This is a genomic window from Hyphomonas sp., assembly GCF_041689225.1.
Taxonomy (GTDB): Bacteria; Pseudomonadota; Alphaproteobacteria; order Caulobacterales; family Hyphomonadaceae; genus Hyphomonas.
Genome location: NZ_JBDNGN010000168.1, coordinates 25008 through 39940 on the forward strand (window position 1 = coordinate 25008; position 14933 = coordinate 39940).

Here is a 14933-nt window from a genome sequence, read left to right on the forward strand (position 1 = left end):
GCAGCAAGACCCGATTTTGCCTGAAAAGACAAGTTGCGAGCGGTTCAGGCCGTCAGGTCTGCGGGCCGCACGCGGTGGACCGTGGCGACCAGCACGAAGCTGATGATCATCAACAGGTACCAGGAACCGAGCTTGGCGAAGGACACCATTTCCCAACCGTCCGCCTGCCCCGGATAGGCCCATGCGTTGGCAAAGGTGCCGAGGTTCTCCGCGAACCAGATGAACAGGGCGACCAGACCGAAGCCGACGACGAGCGGCATGCGCCGGTAGGACACGTCGGGCCGGAAGCGCACCCAGCAGCGACCATAGATCAGGAGCGTGGCGGCGAAGAGGGCGAGGCGGATGTCGGGCAGCCAGTGATGGGCGAAGAAGTTCACATAGATGATCCCGGCTAGCAGGCCCTGCAGCCAGAGCGGCGGGAAATGGATGAAGCGGAAGGCGAATATGCGCCAGACCCGGGCGATATAGGAGCCGACGGCGGCATACATGAAGCCGGAAAAGAGCGGCACGGCGCCGATGCGCAGGAAGCTTTCCTCGGGATAGATCCAGCTGCCGGCCTGCGTCTTGAACAATTCCATCACGGTGCCGACCACATGGAAGACGAGGATTATGCGCGCCTCTTCCCAGGTTTCCAGCCCGGACAGGAGCATGGTGGCCTGGATCGCAAGCGCCGCCAGCACGAGGAAATCGTAGCGCGAGACCGGGGCCCCGTCCGGGTAGAACAGGAAGGTCAGCAGCAGCAGGCCGAGCATGGCACCGCCGAACAGGCAGGCCCAGGCCTGTTTGATGCCAAAGGCGAGGAATTCGAACAGGCTCTGCGACACTGGCCCGTTCACCCAGCGGGCGTGCAGGGTGGCGCGGGCGGTGTGCAGGCGGTGCGCCAAGGGGGTGGTAGGGGGTCGGGTCGGTCCAGTGGTCATGGCACATCACTGGTCCGATATCGGGGCGGGTTTAAGACCGGAACGGGTCGTTCCCGGGGCGAAATTCCGGCTTTGTCAGGTCCACGGCTTGGCGTATGCATTAACCCTAGTCAAACGAGGGGACTAAATATGGCCTATGCATCCGGAGTTCAGTTGAGCGGCCTTGCCGGCATCGTCGGCGCCGCCGTGGGGGGCTATATCGGCTACACACAGGCAGCCGATGTCAGCAATTTGACACCGATCAGCGGCGCGCTGATCCTGGGCGGGGTGGGCCTTGTGGCGGGCAGCGCCGGGGCCTTCCTGCTCAAGTCGCTGATGCAGTTCGCGATCTATATCGTGCTGGTTTCGGTCCTCGCTTATGTATTCCAGCACCAGATCGAGTCCCTGACCGGGATAAATCCGGTGGCCGCGACCTTGAATTTCCTCGGCGATCTCGGACTACCGGTCAAATCGGCCACCAAGACGCTGGTTACCGACCCCAGCTAGGCGGGCGTTTTTCGAGGAAGGCGGCGATGCCTTCCTTGCCTTCATCCGATGCCCGCCGGGCCGCAATGCGGCGCGCGGTTTCATGGCCGAGATCCTTGTCGATGATCTCGCCCGTGATATCGCGCACGAGGCGCTTGGAATCGGCAATCGCGCCGGGCGCAGCGGCAAAGACCAGATTGGCCAGGTGCTCTTCCATCGCCGTCATGCCGGCCTGGTCGTCCACGACATAGTGGATGAGGCCCATGCGCTCGGCATAGTCGGCATCAAACACCGTCGCCGTCACGAACAGGGCGCGAGCCCGGCGCGGGCCGATGGCATCAATGACATAGGGGCTGATCGTGGCGGGCGTCAGGCCGAGGCTGACTTCCGAAAAGCGGAACTTCGTATCCTTCATGGCGACGGCGACATCGCAGGCGGCCACCAGGCCGGCACCGCCGCCCATGGCCGCACCCTGCACGAGGGCCAGCGTCATCTGCGGCATTTCATAGAGTGACAGGAGCATGGCGGCGAGCTTTTGCGCGTCGTGCTCATTGTCCTCTTTCGTGTGCAGCTCGGCGGCCTGCTTCATCCAGTTTAGGTCTGCCCCGGCGGAGAAGGACTTGCCATTGCCGCGCAGGATCATCATCCGGATGGTTTCCTGATCGGCAATCGTGTCGAACGCGTCGGTCAGCTCCTCGATGACCAGCGCATTGAAGGCATTGTGTACGTCGGGCCGGTTCAGCGTGACGACCGCAAGGCCTTCCTGCGTCGCTTCAAGGCGGATGGTTTCGTAAACGGTGTTTGTCATGCGGAGTCCTGACGTGTGAGAGCGGGTTCGGTTCCGGCGGCCTGCCGGTCGTGACGGGGGCGGCATGAAGCCGGTTCAGGGTCACTATGCCAGAGATGCAGGCTCGTAGCGAATACGATAAAGCCCGTAAAGGCCGCAGGCGGGGGCACGTGCGAGACCGCCGCCGGGACGCGTCAGACGGCTTCGCGGCCGAAGATGCGCATGTCGGTGCACCAGCGCTTGAACTTGGCCTCATCGACCTCGCCGGCCCCACCGAGAATCGTGTGGTGAAGCGGGCCGAAACCGGAAATGCCGAGGACACCCCGCTCCAGCGCGCGCAGGGCGCCGGCATCCATGCCAAACCGGTAGACAAGGCCCGGCATGCCCATCGTGATGACGGTGCGGGCGGACTTGCCCTTCATCATCTGCATCGGCCATTGACGCGCGCTGTCCCCGGTGGCCAGGAAGAATTCTGCCCGCGCCGCCTGTTCGAAGAAGGCGCGCAGCTTGGCCGGCATGCCGCCCAGCCAGAGCGGGAAGGCGATCAGCAGGTGATCGGCCGCGTCAATCTTCTCGCGCTCGGTCAGGATCGGCTCAGGCGGCGGGCTGGCAAACTCCTCCGCTGTCTGCATAAGCGGAAAGGTGAGCTTCGCGACGGCGATCCGCGAAACCTCATGCTCCTCTTCCGCTGCGCCTTCGGCATAGGCGTCGCACAATGCGTGGATGAGATGGCGCGGCGTCGGGTCCGGGTGGCCGTCAATGATACAGATTTTGGTCATGTCGCACTCCTAGTCGAGACCTGCCCCTGAGGCGGTTCCTGCCAGACCGGGCGGCGCCGCCCAATACGCAACTCCCCCTAGACGTGCGACGCGGCGACACAAAAAGAGGGCCCGCCACAGGCAGGCCCTCCCCCGGGTCCATGTCATATGCGGTTACTGACTATCAGCCAGATCAGTCGCGGACACGGACGTGTCGTCATCGATGCCCCGCCAGGCGTCCACCGCGCGGCGCAGCTCGTCTTCGCTGACCGTATGGTTCTGGTCGAGATCGAACCGGGTGAACTTGGCGAGGGCCTCGGATTCATTGGCGCGGCGCGTGCCGGTCTGGTGGGAGACATATTCGTCTTCCGAGATCAGGCCGTCATCATCGAGATCGAACTGGGAGAAATCCGGCAACTGGTCGGCGTGGCCTGCCAGCGCCGTCATCATCGCTGCAGCCATGAGGAAACCTGCCCGTCGTGCCATATCGCATCTCCTTCGCCGTATCTGTGCCGCCTCAGACACAAACATACGGCAAGGCGCTATTAATTGGGCGTGAAAAGCCGTTCACGAACCAGATGTAATGATCACATCCGGAATACGCCGAACCCACGTTCGGGGAACGGTGCGTTGAGGCTGGCGGAGAGGGCGAGGCCGAGGACGCGGCGTGTGTCGGCGGGGTCGATGATGCCATCATCCCAGAGGCGCGCGGTGGAGAAATAGGGATTGCCCTCTTCCTCGTAGAGGTCGCGGATCGGCTGTTTGAAGGCCTCTTCTGCCTCGGAGGACCATTCCCCGTCCTTGCGCTCGATGCCCTCGCGCTTGACCGTGGCGAGCACGGAGGCGGCCTGTTCGCCGCCCATGACCGAGATGCGCGCGTTCGGCCACATGAACAGGAAGCGCGGGCTGTAGGCGCGCCCGCACATGCCATAGTTGCCTGCCCCGAAGCTGCCCCCGGTGACGACGGTGAACTTGGGCACGCTGGCGGTGGCGACGGCGGTGACCATCTTGGCGCCGTCCTTGGCGATGCCGCCGGCCTCGTATTTCGAACCGACCATGAAGCCGGTGAGGTTCTGCAGGAAGACGAGCGGGATACGGCGCTGGTCGGCCAGTTCGATGAAATGTGCCGCCTTCTGGGCGCTTTCGGAGAACAGGATGCCATTGTTCGCGAGGATCGCGACGGGCATGCCGTAGAGCCGGGCAAAGCCGCAGACAAGGGTTTCGCCGTAGAGCTTCTTGAACTCGTGAAATTCCGAGCCGTCGACGAGGCGGGCGATGACTTCGCGGGCGTCATAAGTCTCCTTCAGATCCGGCGGGACGAGGCCGTGCAACTCTGCGGGGTCGAAGAGCGGCTCAGCCGGCTCTGTCAGGGCGAAGGGCTGGGGCTTGGGCGTGGCGAGCGTGCGGATGATGGAGCGCACGATGGCGAGCGCGTGGGCGTCATGAGCGGCGTAATGGTCTGCGACACCGGACTGGCGGGCATGGACGTCGGCGCCGCCAAGGTCTTCCGCCGAGATGATCTCGCCGGTGGCGGCCTTCACCAGTGGCGGGCCGCCGAGGAAGATGGTGCCCTGCTTGCGCACGATAATGGTCTCGTCGCTCATCGCGGGCACATAGGCGCCGCCAGCGGTACAGCTGCCCATGACGGCGGCGATCTGGGGGATGCCCTTCGCGCTCATCTGGGCCTGGTTGTAGAAGATGCGGCCGAAATGTTCCCGATCGGGGAAGATTTCGGACTGGTGCGGCAGGTTCGCCCCGCCGGAATCGACGAGGTAAATGCATGGCAGGCGGTTCTCGAGGGCGATTTCCTGCGCGCGCAGGTGTTTCTTGACGGTCAGGGGGTAGTAGGTGCCGCCTTTCACCGTGGCGTCATTGCAGACGATCATGCATTCGCGGCCCTCGATGCGGCCAACGCCCGTGATGATGCCGGCGCCGGGGGCATCGCCATCATACATGCCATGGGCGGCCAGGGCGCCGATCTCGAGGAAGGCGCTGCCCGGGTCGACTAGGCGCTCAACGCGCTCACGGGGCAGCAGCTTGCCGCGCTCTGTGTGGCGGGTGCGGGAGGCTTCGGGACCGCCAAGGGCCGCCGCCGCGGTCTTTTCGGCCAGTTCGTCCAGCAGGGCCTGCATGGCGGCGCGGTTGCGGGCAAAGCCCGGCCCCGCAACGTCGAGACTCGATTTCAATACCGGCATGGTGCCTCCCTTATGGGCCAAAGGCCTGCTTAGCGAGGGCCGGGGCCCCTGTCACGCGACTGTAACCCAAAATTGAGAGAGTTCAGGTAAGCTACCCCTTGGAAGGTTCACACGAAATGGGCATGCTCACTCAGATGAATATCGACGTCACGCCGGCGCTGAAGAATATCCCGTTCCTGAAGGACGTGCCCGCCCGTGCAATGAAAGCGGCCGGCAAGGAAGCCCGCTGGTTTTCCCTCTCGGCTGGCGGCAGCCTGTTCAAGGCGGGTGAGCCGGCAGACTGCATCTATTTCGTGCTGTCAGGCTCGCTGGGCGCGTTCCGGGAAAGCCCGGACGGCCATGACGAATTCATCGGCCATATCCGCACCGGCGAACCGGTGGGCGAGATGGCCCTGTTCCTCGGCGGCCTCGACCTCGATGGCGACGGCGAACCGGAGAACGCCCCGCATACGGGGTCGGTCTATGCGATCCGCGATTCGGAAGTGATCGCGATCACCCGCAAGGGCTGGCAGCGCATGGTGAAAGCCGAACCGGAACTGCTGGAGGGCATGATCCGGGTGATCCTGAAACGCCTCGGCAAGGCCGGGCAGCGCTCGACCCGGGCCGCGCCGAAAGTGTTCACACTGGTCGCCACGTCGCCGACGATCGACCTCAGCCTGCGCGCCAGGGCGCTGGCCGAATGCCTCGGCAAGGCAGGCAAGTCTTCGGTCGTGATTGGGGAAACGGAAGGGGACGAAAAGCCGGCCGCCTTCTTCGACGACCTGGAAACGCGCCACGACGTCGTCATTCTTACGTCAACCATTGGCGGCAATTCCTGGTTTCGCCTGTCGATCCGGCAGGCCGACCGGATCTGGGTGATGGCCCGCGCCGATGCGCGCCCGTCGATCCCGCTGATGCCGGACGAAAATTCCCCGGCGCTCGCCCTGAAACTGGTCGACGTTGTGCTGCTGCACCCTGGCAATGAGCGCCGCGCAGCGCGGCCGGTCGAATGGCTCGAAGCCTCGGGCGGCAGCCGCGTGTTCCACTGGACCGGCGTGCATGGCGCAAGCTGTGCGCGGCTTGCCCGCGTCATGGACGGTCGCTCGGTCGGGGTCGTCATGTCGGGCGGCGGCGCGCGGGCCTATTCGCATATCGGCATGGTGAAGGCGATCCGCGAAGAGGGCATCCCGATCGACTTCGTCGGCGGCTCGTCGATGGGTGCCGTGATTGCCGCCTGTGTTGCCATGGGCTGGGACGACACCGAAATCGACTGGCGCATCCGCAAGGCCTTTGTCGAGACCAATCCGCTCGGCGACTATAACCTGCCTGTCGTGGGCATGGTGAAGGGCCTGCGCGTCAATGCCCGCCTGAAGGAACATTTCGGCGAGTCCGAGATCGGCGATCTCGACATCCCGTTTTTCGCAACATCGACGAACCTCACAACCGGGTCATTGCACCTGCACCGGACCGGCCTGCTGCGCGACGCCTTGCGCGCAACGATTTCCCTGCCCGGCATCCTGCCGCCTGTGGTGGAAGGGCATGACCTTCTGGTTGACGGGGCCGTACTGAACAATTTTCCGGTCGACGTGATGCGCGACATGCATCGCGGTTATGTTGTCGGCTGCGATGTCACCCAGCAGGCCGAGGGCCTGAATGTCGATGAATTCATCAATCCGCCCAATTTCTTCCGCTGGGTGCTGGGACACGGCTTCTCCGCTGCCCCGCCGATTGCCGGCCTGCTGATGCGGACTGCCACGATCCGGGCCGACAGGACATTCGGGCGGGACATGACGGATGTCCTGGTCCTGCCGGAGCTGATCGATACGGACTTGCGTGACTGGGAAGCCTATGACGCAACCGTGGAGGCGGGCTATGAGTCCGCCAAGAAGGCGCTGGAAACGAGCGATATCAAGGCCAAGTGCTGCACGCCGTAGTTCACCTCGGCCAGCTGTTTTCAACGATCCGTTAACCGAGAAAGCGCGATTATCACCTGAGCCGCGACCAATCATAATAAAACTGTCCGGTCAGGAGGAATACAGTCATGGATCCAGCCGTCCTGGACATGCTGCCGGTCACGATCGTGGAACTGGCACCCGTGCGCGATTCCGATGGCCATATCGTCGATTTCATCTGGACGGAAGCCAATGAGGCCGCCAACCGGATCGTTCTTCCCGAAGGTGGGTCGATTGTCGGCCTGCGCGTCTGCGACGTTGATCCGGCCTACCGGGACTCCAGCATGTTCTTCGATGCCGTGCGCTGCATCGAGACCGGCGAACGTCGGGAACTCTACAAGAGTGGACGCAGACCCAGTCCGGATGGCCGACTGAAACACCTGCAGGGTACGGTGGTGCGCTATACGATCCTGCCGAAGGATGATGGCTGCCTGATCTGCTCGGTCGAGATCACCGACCTGGTCCTGGAACGCGACACCGCGAACGCTTCGTACGAGATGTTCCTCGCTGCGTTTGAGCATGCGGTGCAGGGCATTACCCTGACCACCGAGTCCGCCGAAATCCTCTATGCCAACCCGGCATTGAATGGCCTTCTCGAATATGAACCCGACGAATTGGTCGGCCAGTCCAGCGCCGTGATTATGCGTCCGGAGGATTTCCAGGCCGTCGTCAAGGCCGGCAAGAAAATGTGGGGCGGAAAGATCGACCAGGAGGTCATCGACATTGTCCTTCTGAGCAAGACCGGCGAAGAGATCGTCGTTTCGAATGCCCTGTCGAGCGTCTATTCAGAAGTCCGGGGCGAACGAATCTTCATCTCGCATGCACGCGACGTGCGCGAGGAGCGAAAGCTTGCCCACAAACTGGCGTCGGCCGTGCAGAAGGCCGAACTCGCGACCCAGCTGAAGTCCGAATTCCTGGCCAATATGAGCCATGAAATCCGCACGCCCCTGAACGGCATTCTCGGCATGGCGCAAGTGTTGGCGGCATCCGGTCTCGATGACCAACGTGCCGATCAGGTGAACGTCATCCTCGAATCAGGCCAGACGTTGCTTTCTATACTGAACGACATTCTGGACCTGTCCAAGATCGAAGCCGGTCACATGGAAGTGTCACTCATCGAGTCGGACCTGCGCCACAAGCTGGACCGCCTCTGCAAGCTTTACGAGCCGAGCGCAGACGACAAGGGAATCAAGCTCAAACTGTTCATCGACCCGAGCGTGCCGTCGTACCTGGTGATCGATCCCGTCCGCGTGAGACAATGTGTCGGCAACCTGATTTCGAATGCCATCAAATTCACCGATTCCGGAGACGTTCTCGTTGTTGCCACCGGTCAGCGTGGCGACGGTGACATGATGAACGTCACAATTCATGTGTCCGATACGGGTTGCGGCGTTCCGGCAGACAAGATGGGCAGGATTTTCGAATCCTTCGCGCAGGCTGACGGCTCAACCACACGCCGATATGGCGGCACCGGGCTTGGCCTGCCGATCACGCGCCAACTCGCCCGCATGATGGGCGGCGACGTCTCGCTTGTCAGCGACCCGGAGCGCGGCTCGATCTTCACGCTGACATTTGCCGCCGAAATCGCGCAAACAGTTTCGCGGGAAGCGCTGCTGCGCAAACTCCAGCCAGTCGAGCCGAAGCTGGCGGACGCAGACAAATCACCCAATCCGGGCAAAAGGATGCTCGTCGTCGATGACAACGCGATCAACCGGCGGGTCGCCCGGACATTCCTTGAGCAGAGCGGTTATGACGTCGGCGAGGCAGTCAATGGAAAGCACGCACTTGAAAAGCTTGGAGACAGAGCTTTCGACCTGGTCCTGATGGATATTCACATGCCCGAACTTGACGGTCAGCGCGCCTTTGACCAGCTGCGCGACGGGACAGGCCCGAATGCCGCCGTTTCCGTGATCGCCCTTACCGCAGACTCGATGCGCGGGGACCGGGAAAAATACATCGCGCGGGGTTTTGACGGCTATCTGTCCAAGCCGATCGATCAGCGTTCGTTATTGACCGTGGTTGAAGAATGCCTGGTAGGCGAGACCACGCTCGACGAGCGTCGGCGCAAGGTCTAGTCGCCAGTCTACTTCGGCAATACATCCTTAAGCAGGCGCGGCGTATCCGGCGAGCCGTCAGCAGAGACCAACTGACGCTACCACCACCCCACATCGTGCCAGGCGCCATGCTTGTATCCAACATGCCTGTAGATGCCGACATGCTGGAATTCGGCCTTCTCATGGCGCGCAACACTGGCGGCATTCGGCAGTGGGATGCCCGCGAAGGCTGCGTGAAAGCCCTGCGCGCACAGGATGCCGAACAAATCCGTGTAGAGACGCGTTCCAAGCCCTCTCCCGCGCGCCGCCTCGGCCATGTAAACTGTAACGTCGCAGGACCAGCAATAGGCCGAGCACGTCCTGTGCTGCGAGGCATAGGCATAGCCGACGATCACGCCATCCTTCTCGGCAACCAGCCAGGGATGCGTGACCATTGTCGCGGCGATGCGTTGGCGCATCTCTGCTGGTGTGGGCGGGTCGATCTCGAACGAGATCACCGTGTCGCGGACGATCGGCGCGTAAATCGCCGCAATGGAATCGGTATCGTCGGGTCGGGCGAGCCGGATCACTACGGCATCGTCGCTACTCGCGGACATCTTGTCGGACCATCATTTCGAGTTCCAACACGCGCTCACCGGTTGTTCGCATCCCACACATCCCTCGAGTAGTCCGGCCAATACTGCCCCGCCGGTACCTGTGGGCGGCAAAGCCGCATTTGTCTTGCAGCCAAGTCGCCCAATCTTTCTGATAAATATCGAGACGAGGGGCAACCGCGTAGTCCGGTTCTTGGTTGCCAAGGAATTTTGCCTTGTAGGCTCTAAGGGCCTGTAGTGGGGCTGCAATCTGTGACGCCCAATACCGGCGCTCAACCTCGAAGCATCCGACCATCGAAGATGTGCTGCCATCCTTGCCGGGACATATGGATACGATCAGACCTATGCAGTTTTCAGATGGAGAGTGATCCACAGTGCTGGCCTGGCGGCAGGCTTCAATTTTCTCAATTGCAGGTGCGATCCATTCGTCTGCTGACGGGCCTTCCTCCGCTCGGACCGACGCCGCGAACACGCTCGCCTAAATCGCAATCAGAACAATCCGCATCATCCCGTTTCGCCGAACAGTTCCCGTCCGATCAGCCAGCGGCGGATTTCGCTCGTGCCCGCACCGATCTCATAGAGCTTGGCATCGCGCAGGAGGCGCCCGGTCGGGTAGTCGTTGATATAGCCGTTTCCGCCGAGCAGCTGGATCGCGTCGAGCGCCAGCTTGGTGGCGGTTTCGGCAGCGTAGAGGATCGCCCCGGCTGCGTCCTTGCGAGCCGTCTCGCCCCGGTCGCACGCCTTGGCGACGGCATAAACATAGGCCTTGGCCGCATTCATCTGGACGTACATGTCGGCGAGCTTGCCCTGCACGAGTTGGAACTCGCCAATCGATTGGCCGAATTGTTTGCGGTCGTGCACGTAGGGAAGGACGACGTCCATGCAGGCCTGCATGATGCCTGTGGGGCCGGCTGAGAGCACGGCGCGCTCATAGTCGAGGCCGCTCATCAGGATACGGGCGCCGGCGCCGACCGGGCCCATGACGTTTTCTTCCGGCACTTCGCAATTGTCGAACACCAGCTCGCCGGTCTCCGAACCGCGCATGCCGAGCTTGTCGAGCTTCTGGGCGACCGAGAAGCCCTTGAAGCCGCGCTCGATCAGAAAGGCCGTTATCCCTTTGGAACCGCCCTTCGGATCTGTCTTGGCATAGACGACGAGCGTATCGGCATCCGGAGCGTTGGTGATCCACATCTTGGTGCCGTTGAGGACGTAGCGGTCTCCGTTTTTGTCGGCCCTCAGCTTCATCGAGACAACGTCGGAACCAGCCCCGCTTTCGCTCATCGCGAGGGCGCCGAGATGTTCACCGGAGATCAGTTTCGGCAGGTAGCGGGCCTTCTGGTCGTCACTGCCCCAGCGGCGCAGCTGGTTGACGCAGAGGTTCGAGTGGGCGCCATAGGAGAGGCCGACCGAAGCCGAGGCGCGGGAGATTTCCTCCATCGCCACGACGTGTTCAAGATAGCCGAGGCCGGTGCCGCCCCATTCCTCTTCCACGGTAATGCCGAGCAGGCCGAGCTCGCCCATTTTCGGCAAGAGATCGCGTGGGAACGTGTCGGTACGGTCGATCTCCGCCGCGCGCGGCGCAATTTCATTCTGGGCAAAGCTTGCCACGGTTTCACGGATCATGTCGGCGGTTTCGCCGAGATCGAAGTTCAGGCTGGGATATGTTTTCGCAATCATCTCGCTTGACTAGCAGGGCCGGCCGTTCGTGTCAGCGGAAAATGCGCCGCAGGAAGGGTCAGGTCCGGCGGGCCAGAATCCGCATCAGGTAATAGGCGGAGGTCACGAGGACGACCCCGCTGCCAAGCGCGATCAGCGGCCCGACATAGATGTCTGACGTGCGCTCGACGAGGCGCGAGGCCTCCCGGAAGAAGCGTTCGACCCCCAGGAGGAAGCCAATCATCCCGAGGCCTGCCAGCAGCGCGAACGGCCAGCCTTCGCGCATCACCTCATACCATGTGTCGTCATGGTAGTTGCCATTCTCGGCCAGGGTGCGCTCGATTTCCTCATCGCTGAGGCGGATCTGTTCGAGGTCGTCAACAACCACCGGGTCTGCCGCAGGCAGCATGCCGCCGCCATGCTCGAGGGGCGACGCATAAGGTGGCGGCGATGGCGGCCGGGGCGTGCGGCGGCGCTCGACCCCTTCGGGTGGCCCCTTGGCCACATCGATCACTGGTGAGGCTTGCAGCTTGCCATCGGGATCGGCCAGCGCCGACACGGCGCGTGTGATGTCGTCAATGCTGGGCCCGTCCTGCACGCTGTCATTGTCGGCGACCGGGCGTGTCTGGCCGGATGCAAGCGACGCATTCTCGCCCAGGATGCGGGTGAGCCGTTCGTTGACGGCGCGAGCGGCAGCTTGTGGCGAAGTGCCCGGCGCGCTCGCTCTGGCGGCGGTCGCACGCTCCCCGTCCACCCGCGTTTCGACGACAATTGCCCGCTCATGCGGCGTCATCGGAGATGCACCGACATCCAGTTCGGGACGGACCAGCGCGGAGGGTATGGATGCACGGCCCGACGGGTGTTCAAGGAAAAGCGCTTTCTCGGCTGCGCGACGACGAACCAGGGCGTCGATCACGCGCACTTCGCCCTCGATGCGGCCCTTGCGCCAGAAACCCATGGCGTCTGCCGCCTGCAGGCGGTCACCCGTGTTGAGGCGGCTCAGCACATCGGAACCGGCAAAGGCCTCGATGCCGATATTGAAGACGAATGAGATAAGCCCGTCGAATTCGTTCTGGCTGAGCGGGGCGAGGACACGGTCCGCAATCGCCTGCTCGACGGGCAGGAGGTCGTGGTGGCGCAGGATAAGTTCGCCGTCGGCCTTGTCGACCGTCAGTCCCTTGCGGGCGGTTGCCGTATGGCCATATCCGATGATCCAGATCCCGTTGGGAAGCTGGACGGCATGCGCACGAAAGCCCTCAAAACTCTTGACGAGTTCGAGCCCTAGCCGGGACGTTCGCATTGGGCGGGCCATACAGGTGGCTCCCGTATTGATACAATTGGACTTTTACTATCGCGACCACCTGCAAATGGCGCGCCTGTTCGCCTAAGCGGCGAACTCGGCAAGGCAAATGCCGCGTTTTACAACAGAACCAGCGACGCCAGGCCGAGGAAACTGAAGAACGCCATCACGTCGGTCAGGGTTAACACGAACACCGAGGAGGCAACGGCCGGGTCGGCGCCAAGCCGTTTGAGCGTGAGCGGCACCAGGATGCCGGACAGCCCTGCCCACATGAACGTGGCAAACATCGAAGCCGCAATGACAAGGGCAATGTCCATCTGGCGGAACCAGAGCAAGGCAATCAGGCCGACCCCGATGGCAAAGATGACGCCATTGACCGTGCCGCTCAGGAATTCACGCATCACGGCGCGCCGCGCCGCGGCGCCATCAAGCTCTCGCTCGGCAATGGCGCGTACCGCCACGGCGAGGCCCTGGCTGCCGGCATTGCCGCCGAGTGCAGCCACCACAGGCATCAGGACCGCCAGGGCGACGATCTGCTCGATCGTGCCCTGAAATATGGAAATAATGCCTGACGCGATGAAGGCCGTGAACAGGTTGACGCCCAGCCAGGGCGCGCGCGCCCTGACCGTGTCCCAGACCGAATCGGACCCGGCGGCCGAACTCACGTTGAGCAGGGAGAGCAGATCTTCGGTGTTTTCAGACTGGATGACGTCGACCATGTCATCGACCGTGATCATGCCGACAAGGCGACCAGCCGAATCCTTCACCGGTGCCGAGGCGAGCGAGTATTTCTGGAACTGGTAGGCGACCTCTTCCTGGTCCATGTCGGTGGCGATGCTGGACATCGGGTCTTCCATGATGTCCGACAACGGCGTATCGCGCGGCGAACGCAGTAGCGTTGCCAGCGACACAACACCGATCAGGCGGTGAGCCGGATCGGTCACGTAGACTTCGTAAAAGACTTCCGGCAGCTCGGTGCCGAGTTTCCGGGAATAGTCGATCGACTGGCCGACCGTCCAGAATTCGGGCAGCGCCACGAATTCCGTCTGCATGAGGCGACCGGCGGTTTCTTCCTCATAGGCCAGGCCGCGTTCGAGCTGGGCTCGGTCAATCGGGGCGAGGTCTTCGAGGATACGCTCGCGCCGGTCAGCGTCGAGGTCGTCGAGGATCGTCGTCGCGTCATCGGAATCGAGTTCGTCGAGCGCGTTGACGACCGCGTGGTCGGGCAGCATGTCGACGGCGCCTTCGCGATAGGTATCGCGCAGCTCGATCAGGATATCCGGCGGCAATTCTCCGCCAAGCAGTTCAACGGCTTCCTCGAACGCATCATAGGGCAGTTGTTCGAGAAGGTCGGCGGCATCGGCCGGGTGCATGCGTTGCAGTGTGCGGGCAAGCCAGCGCGTGTCGCGCTCCTCGACGGCATCTTTCACGTCCGCCAGCAGCGCGGCGTCGATCTCGGCCGAATCCTGTGTCGGGGAGTTGGGCTGTGAAGTATCCATCATGGCGCCGTTCTTGCCGGGGTTGGCGCGTTTCGGCAAGCGCCGACGTCAACAGGCTAGGGATGCGCGATGAACTCGGGCCGGATCATTGACAGGGCGCCGTAGAGGTCCTGGAGTTTTGCATCGCCCAGCACGTCCTCGACGCGATCCTGTGCCATCTGCCAGAATGGTTGAGCCTCTTTCAGCTTGGCCACACCCAGCGTCGTCAACAACACGCGGCGACGGCGGCTTTCGCCTTCACTGCCACGGAACACCAGTCCCGCCTTTTCCAACGGCTTGAGGTTGCGTGACAGGGTCGTGCGATCAATGTCCAGCGCCTGGGCAATATCGGAAATGGATTCAGGTTCGAGGCGCTGGATGACCTTCAGCAGGCCGAATTGGGTGATCGTGATCCCGACCGGACGCAGCGCGTCGTCATAGTGGCGCGTCAACACGCGAGCGGCCCGCAGCAGCCGCCCGGCCGAGCATGGCAATTCAAATGCAGGAGTTTGAGACGGTGTAATCATATTACGTGCATATACAGCTTTATGTCGGGATTTCAATCACACGTCCTCACGACGCACAATAACCATAGAGAATTTTCATTGACACTCTTATAGAGTGCATATGCACTACTATATATGATTCGTGTGTCGCGTTTAACCCAAAGCTGCCAGCCAGCCCTCCGTTTGCCAACATACCACTTCCCGCCTAGTTCCTCTGGACCGGGCGGGACTTTTGATCCCCGGGCGGACTCGCCGCCTATGTCGTGTATATACAATATAAAAGGACATGT

At 62.4% G+C, this 14933-nt stretch carries 14 protein-coding genes; 3 read left to right on the plus strand and 11 right to left on the minus strand.

From position 1 onward, the window contains the following. Window positions 1-44 precede the first annotated feature (44 nt). A complete protein-coding gene (locus ACESNB_RS16655) occupies window positions 45-920 on the minus strand; it encodes a DUF817 domain-containing protein (protein WP_373009367.1) in 876 nt (291 codons plus the stop codon). A 129-nt stretch (window positions 921-1049) separates the two neighbouring features. Between ACESNB_RS16655 and ACESNB_RS16660 the strand changes: the two genes are divergently transcribed. Continuing rightward, window positions 1050-1406 carry a hypothetical protein gene (locus ACESNB_RS16660; RefSeq protein WP_373009369.1) on the plus strand — a complete coding sequence of 119 codons (357 nt, stop codon included), beginning with the start codon at window positions 1050-1052 and terminating at the stop codon, window positions 1404-1406. Here ACESNB_RS16660 and ACESNB_RS16665 read toward each other — a convergent pair. The 4 genes from ACESNB_RS16665 to ACESNB_RS16680 all read right to left on the minus strand — a co-directional run bounded on the left by ACESNB_RS16665 (window position 1390) and on the right by ACESNB_RS16680 (window position 5125). After that, window positions 1390-2193, minus strand: coding sequence for an enoyl-CoA hydratase-related protein (locus ACESNB_RS16665; protein WP_373009371.1), 804 nt, complete (start codon window positions 2191-2193; stop codon window positions 1390-1392). The two genes, ACESNB_RS16660 and ACESNB_RS16665, sit on opposite strands and share 17 nt — an antisense overlap. A 173-nt stretch (window positions 2194-2366) precedes the next feature. Then, entirely contained in the window at window positions 2367-2951 is a 585-nt protein-coding gene (locus ACESNB_RS16670; protein WP_373009373.1) for an NAD(P)H-dependent oxidoreductase, read from the minus strand. 153 nt (window positions 2952-3104) lie between these two features. Beyond that, on the minus strand, window positions 3105-3416 hold the full coding sequence (locus ACESNB_RS16675) for a hypothetical protein (RefSeq protein WP_373009375.1): 312 nt from the start codon (window positions 3414-3416) through the stop codon (window positions 3105-3107). A 101-nt stretch (window positions 3417-3517) separates the two neighbouring features. Continuing rightward, window positions 3518-5125 (minus strand): carboxyl transferase domain-containing protein, encoded by a 1608-nt coding sequence (locus ACESNB_RS16680; protein WP_373009377.1) that lies wholly within the window; start codon window positions 5123-5125, stop codon window positions 3518-3520. Between the two features lie 122 nt (window positions 5126-5247). Between ACESNB_RS16680 and ACESNB_RS16685 the strand changes: the two genes are divergently transcribed. Beyond that, window positions 5248-7038: a patatin-like phospholipase family protein gene (locus tag ACESNB_RS16685; protein WP_373009379.1), complete on the plus strand. Its 1791-nt coding sequence runs from the start codon at window positions 5248-5250 to the stop codon at window positions 7036-7038. A gap of 107 nt (window positions 7039-7145) precedes the next feature. After that, a complete protein-coding gene (locus ACESNB_RS16690; RefSeq protein WP_373009381.1) occupies window positions 7146-9131 on the plus strand; it encodes an ATP-binding protein in 1986 nt (661 codons plus the stop codon). Window positions 9132-9208: 77 nt separating this feature from the next. On the opposite strand, the gene ACESNB_RS16695 is transcribed toward ACESNB_RS16690, so the two are convergent. From ACESNB_RS16695 to ACESNB_RS16720, 6 genes are all read right to left on the minus strand, one after another. After that, window positions 9209-9706: an arsinothricin resistance N-acetyltransferase ArsN1 family B gene (locus ACESNB_RS16695; protein WP_373009383.1), complete on the minus strand. Its 498-nt coding sequence runs from the start codon at window positions 9704-9706 to the stop codon at window positions 9209-9211. After that, window positions 9693-10175, minus strand: coding sequence for a lysozyme inhibitor LprI family protein (locus ACESNB_RS16700; RefSeq protein WP_373009385.1), 483 nt, complete (start codon window positions 10173-10175; stop codon window positions 9693-9695). The genes ACESNB_RS16695 and ACESNB_RS16700 overlap by 14 nt, the downstream gene beginning before the upstream one ends. Before the next feature lie 32 nt (window positions 10176-10207). Next, window positions 10208-11380 (minus strand): isovaleryl-CoA dehydrogenase, encoded by a 1173-nt coding sequence (locus ACESNB_RS16705; protein ID WP_373009387.1) that lies wholly within the window; start codon window positions 11378-11380, stop codon window positions 10208-10210. A gap of 58 nt (window positions 11381-11438) precedes the next feature. Then, window positions 11439-12671, minus strand: coding sequence for a lysozyme (locus ACESNB_RS16710; RefSeq protein ID WP_373009389.1), 1233 nt, complete (start codon window positions 12669-12671; stop codon window positions 11439-11441). 107 nt (window positions 12672-12778) lie between these two features. Further along, window positions 12779-14161, minus strand: a complete 1383-nt coding sequence (mgtE, locus tag ACESNB_RS16715; RefSeq protein WP_373009391.1) for a magnesium transporter — start codon at window positions 14159-14161, stop codon at window positions 12779-12781. Window positions 14162-14214: 53 nt separating this feature from the next. Continuing rightward, complete coding sequence (locus ACESNB_RS16720) at window positions 14215-14592, minus strand: MarR family winged helix-turn-helix transcriptional regulator (protein ID WP_373009393.1); 378 nt, start codon at window positions 14590-14592, stop codon at window positions 14215-14217. Window positions 14593-14933: the final 341 nt, after the last annotated feature.

Coding starts and splice junctions, on each gene's coding strand:
- ACESNB_RS16710 (WP_373009389.1), bottom strand. CDS start 12,671: ATGGCCCGCCCAATGCGAACGTCCCGGCTAGGGCTCGAACTCGTCAAG.
- ACESNB_RS16685 (WP_373009379.1), top strand. CDS start 5,248: ATGCTCACTCAGATGAATATCGACGTCACGCCGGCGCTGAAGAATATC.
- ACESNB_RS16690 (WP_373009381.1), top strand. CDS start 7,146: ATGGATCCAGCCGTCCTGGACATGCTGCCGGTCACGATCGTGGAACTG.
- ACESNB_RS16695 (WP_373009383.1), bottom strand. CDS start 9,706: ATGTCCGCGAGTAGCGACGATGCCGTAGTGATCCGGCTCGCCCGACCC.
- ACESNB_RS16665 (WP_373009371.1), bottom strand. CDS start 2,193: ATGACAAACACCGTTTACGAAACCATCCGCCTTGAAGCGACGCAGGAA.
- ACESNB_RS16680 (WP_373009377.1), bottom strand. CDS start 5,125: ATGCCGGTATTGAAATCGAGTCTCGACGTTGCGGGGCCGGGCTTTGCC.
- ACESNB_RS16675 (WP_373009375.1), bottom strand. CDS start 3,416: ATGGCACGACGGGCAGGTTTCCTCATGGCTGCAGCGATGATGACGGCG.
- ACESNB_RS16660 (WP_373009369.1), top strand. CDS start 1,050: ATGGCCTATGCATCCGGAGTTCAGTTGAGCGGCCTTGCCGGCATCGTC.
- ACESNB_RS16655 (WP_373009367.1), bottom strand. CDS start 920: ATGACCACTGGACCGACCCGACCCCCTACCACCCCCTTGGCGCACCGC.
- ACESNB_RS16670 (WP_373009373.1), bottom strand. CDS start 2,951: ATGACCAAAATCTGTATCATTGACGGCCACCCGGACCCGACGCCGCGC.
- ACESNB_RS16705 (WP_373009387.1), bottom strand. CDS start 11,380: ATGATTGCGAAAACATATCCCAGCCTGAACTTCGATCTCGGCGAAACC.
- mgtE (WP_373009391.1), bottom strand. CDS start 14,161: ATGATGGATACTTCACAGCCCAACTCCCCGACACAGGATTCGGCCGAG.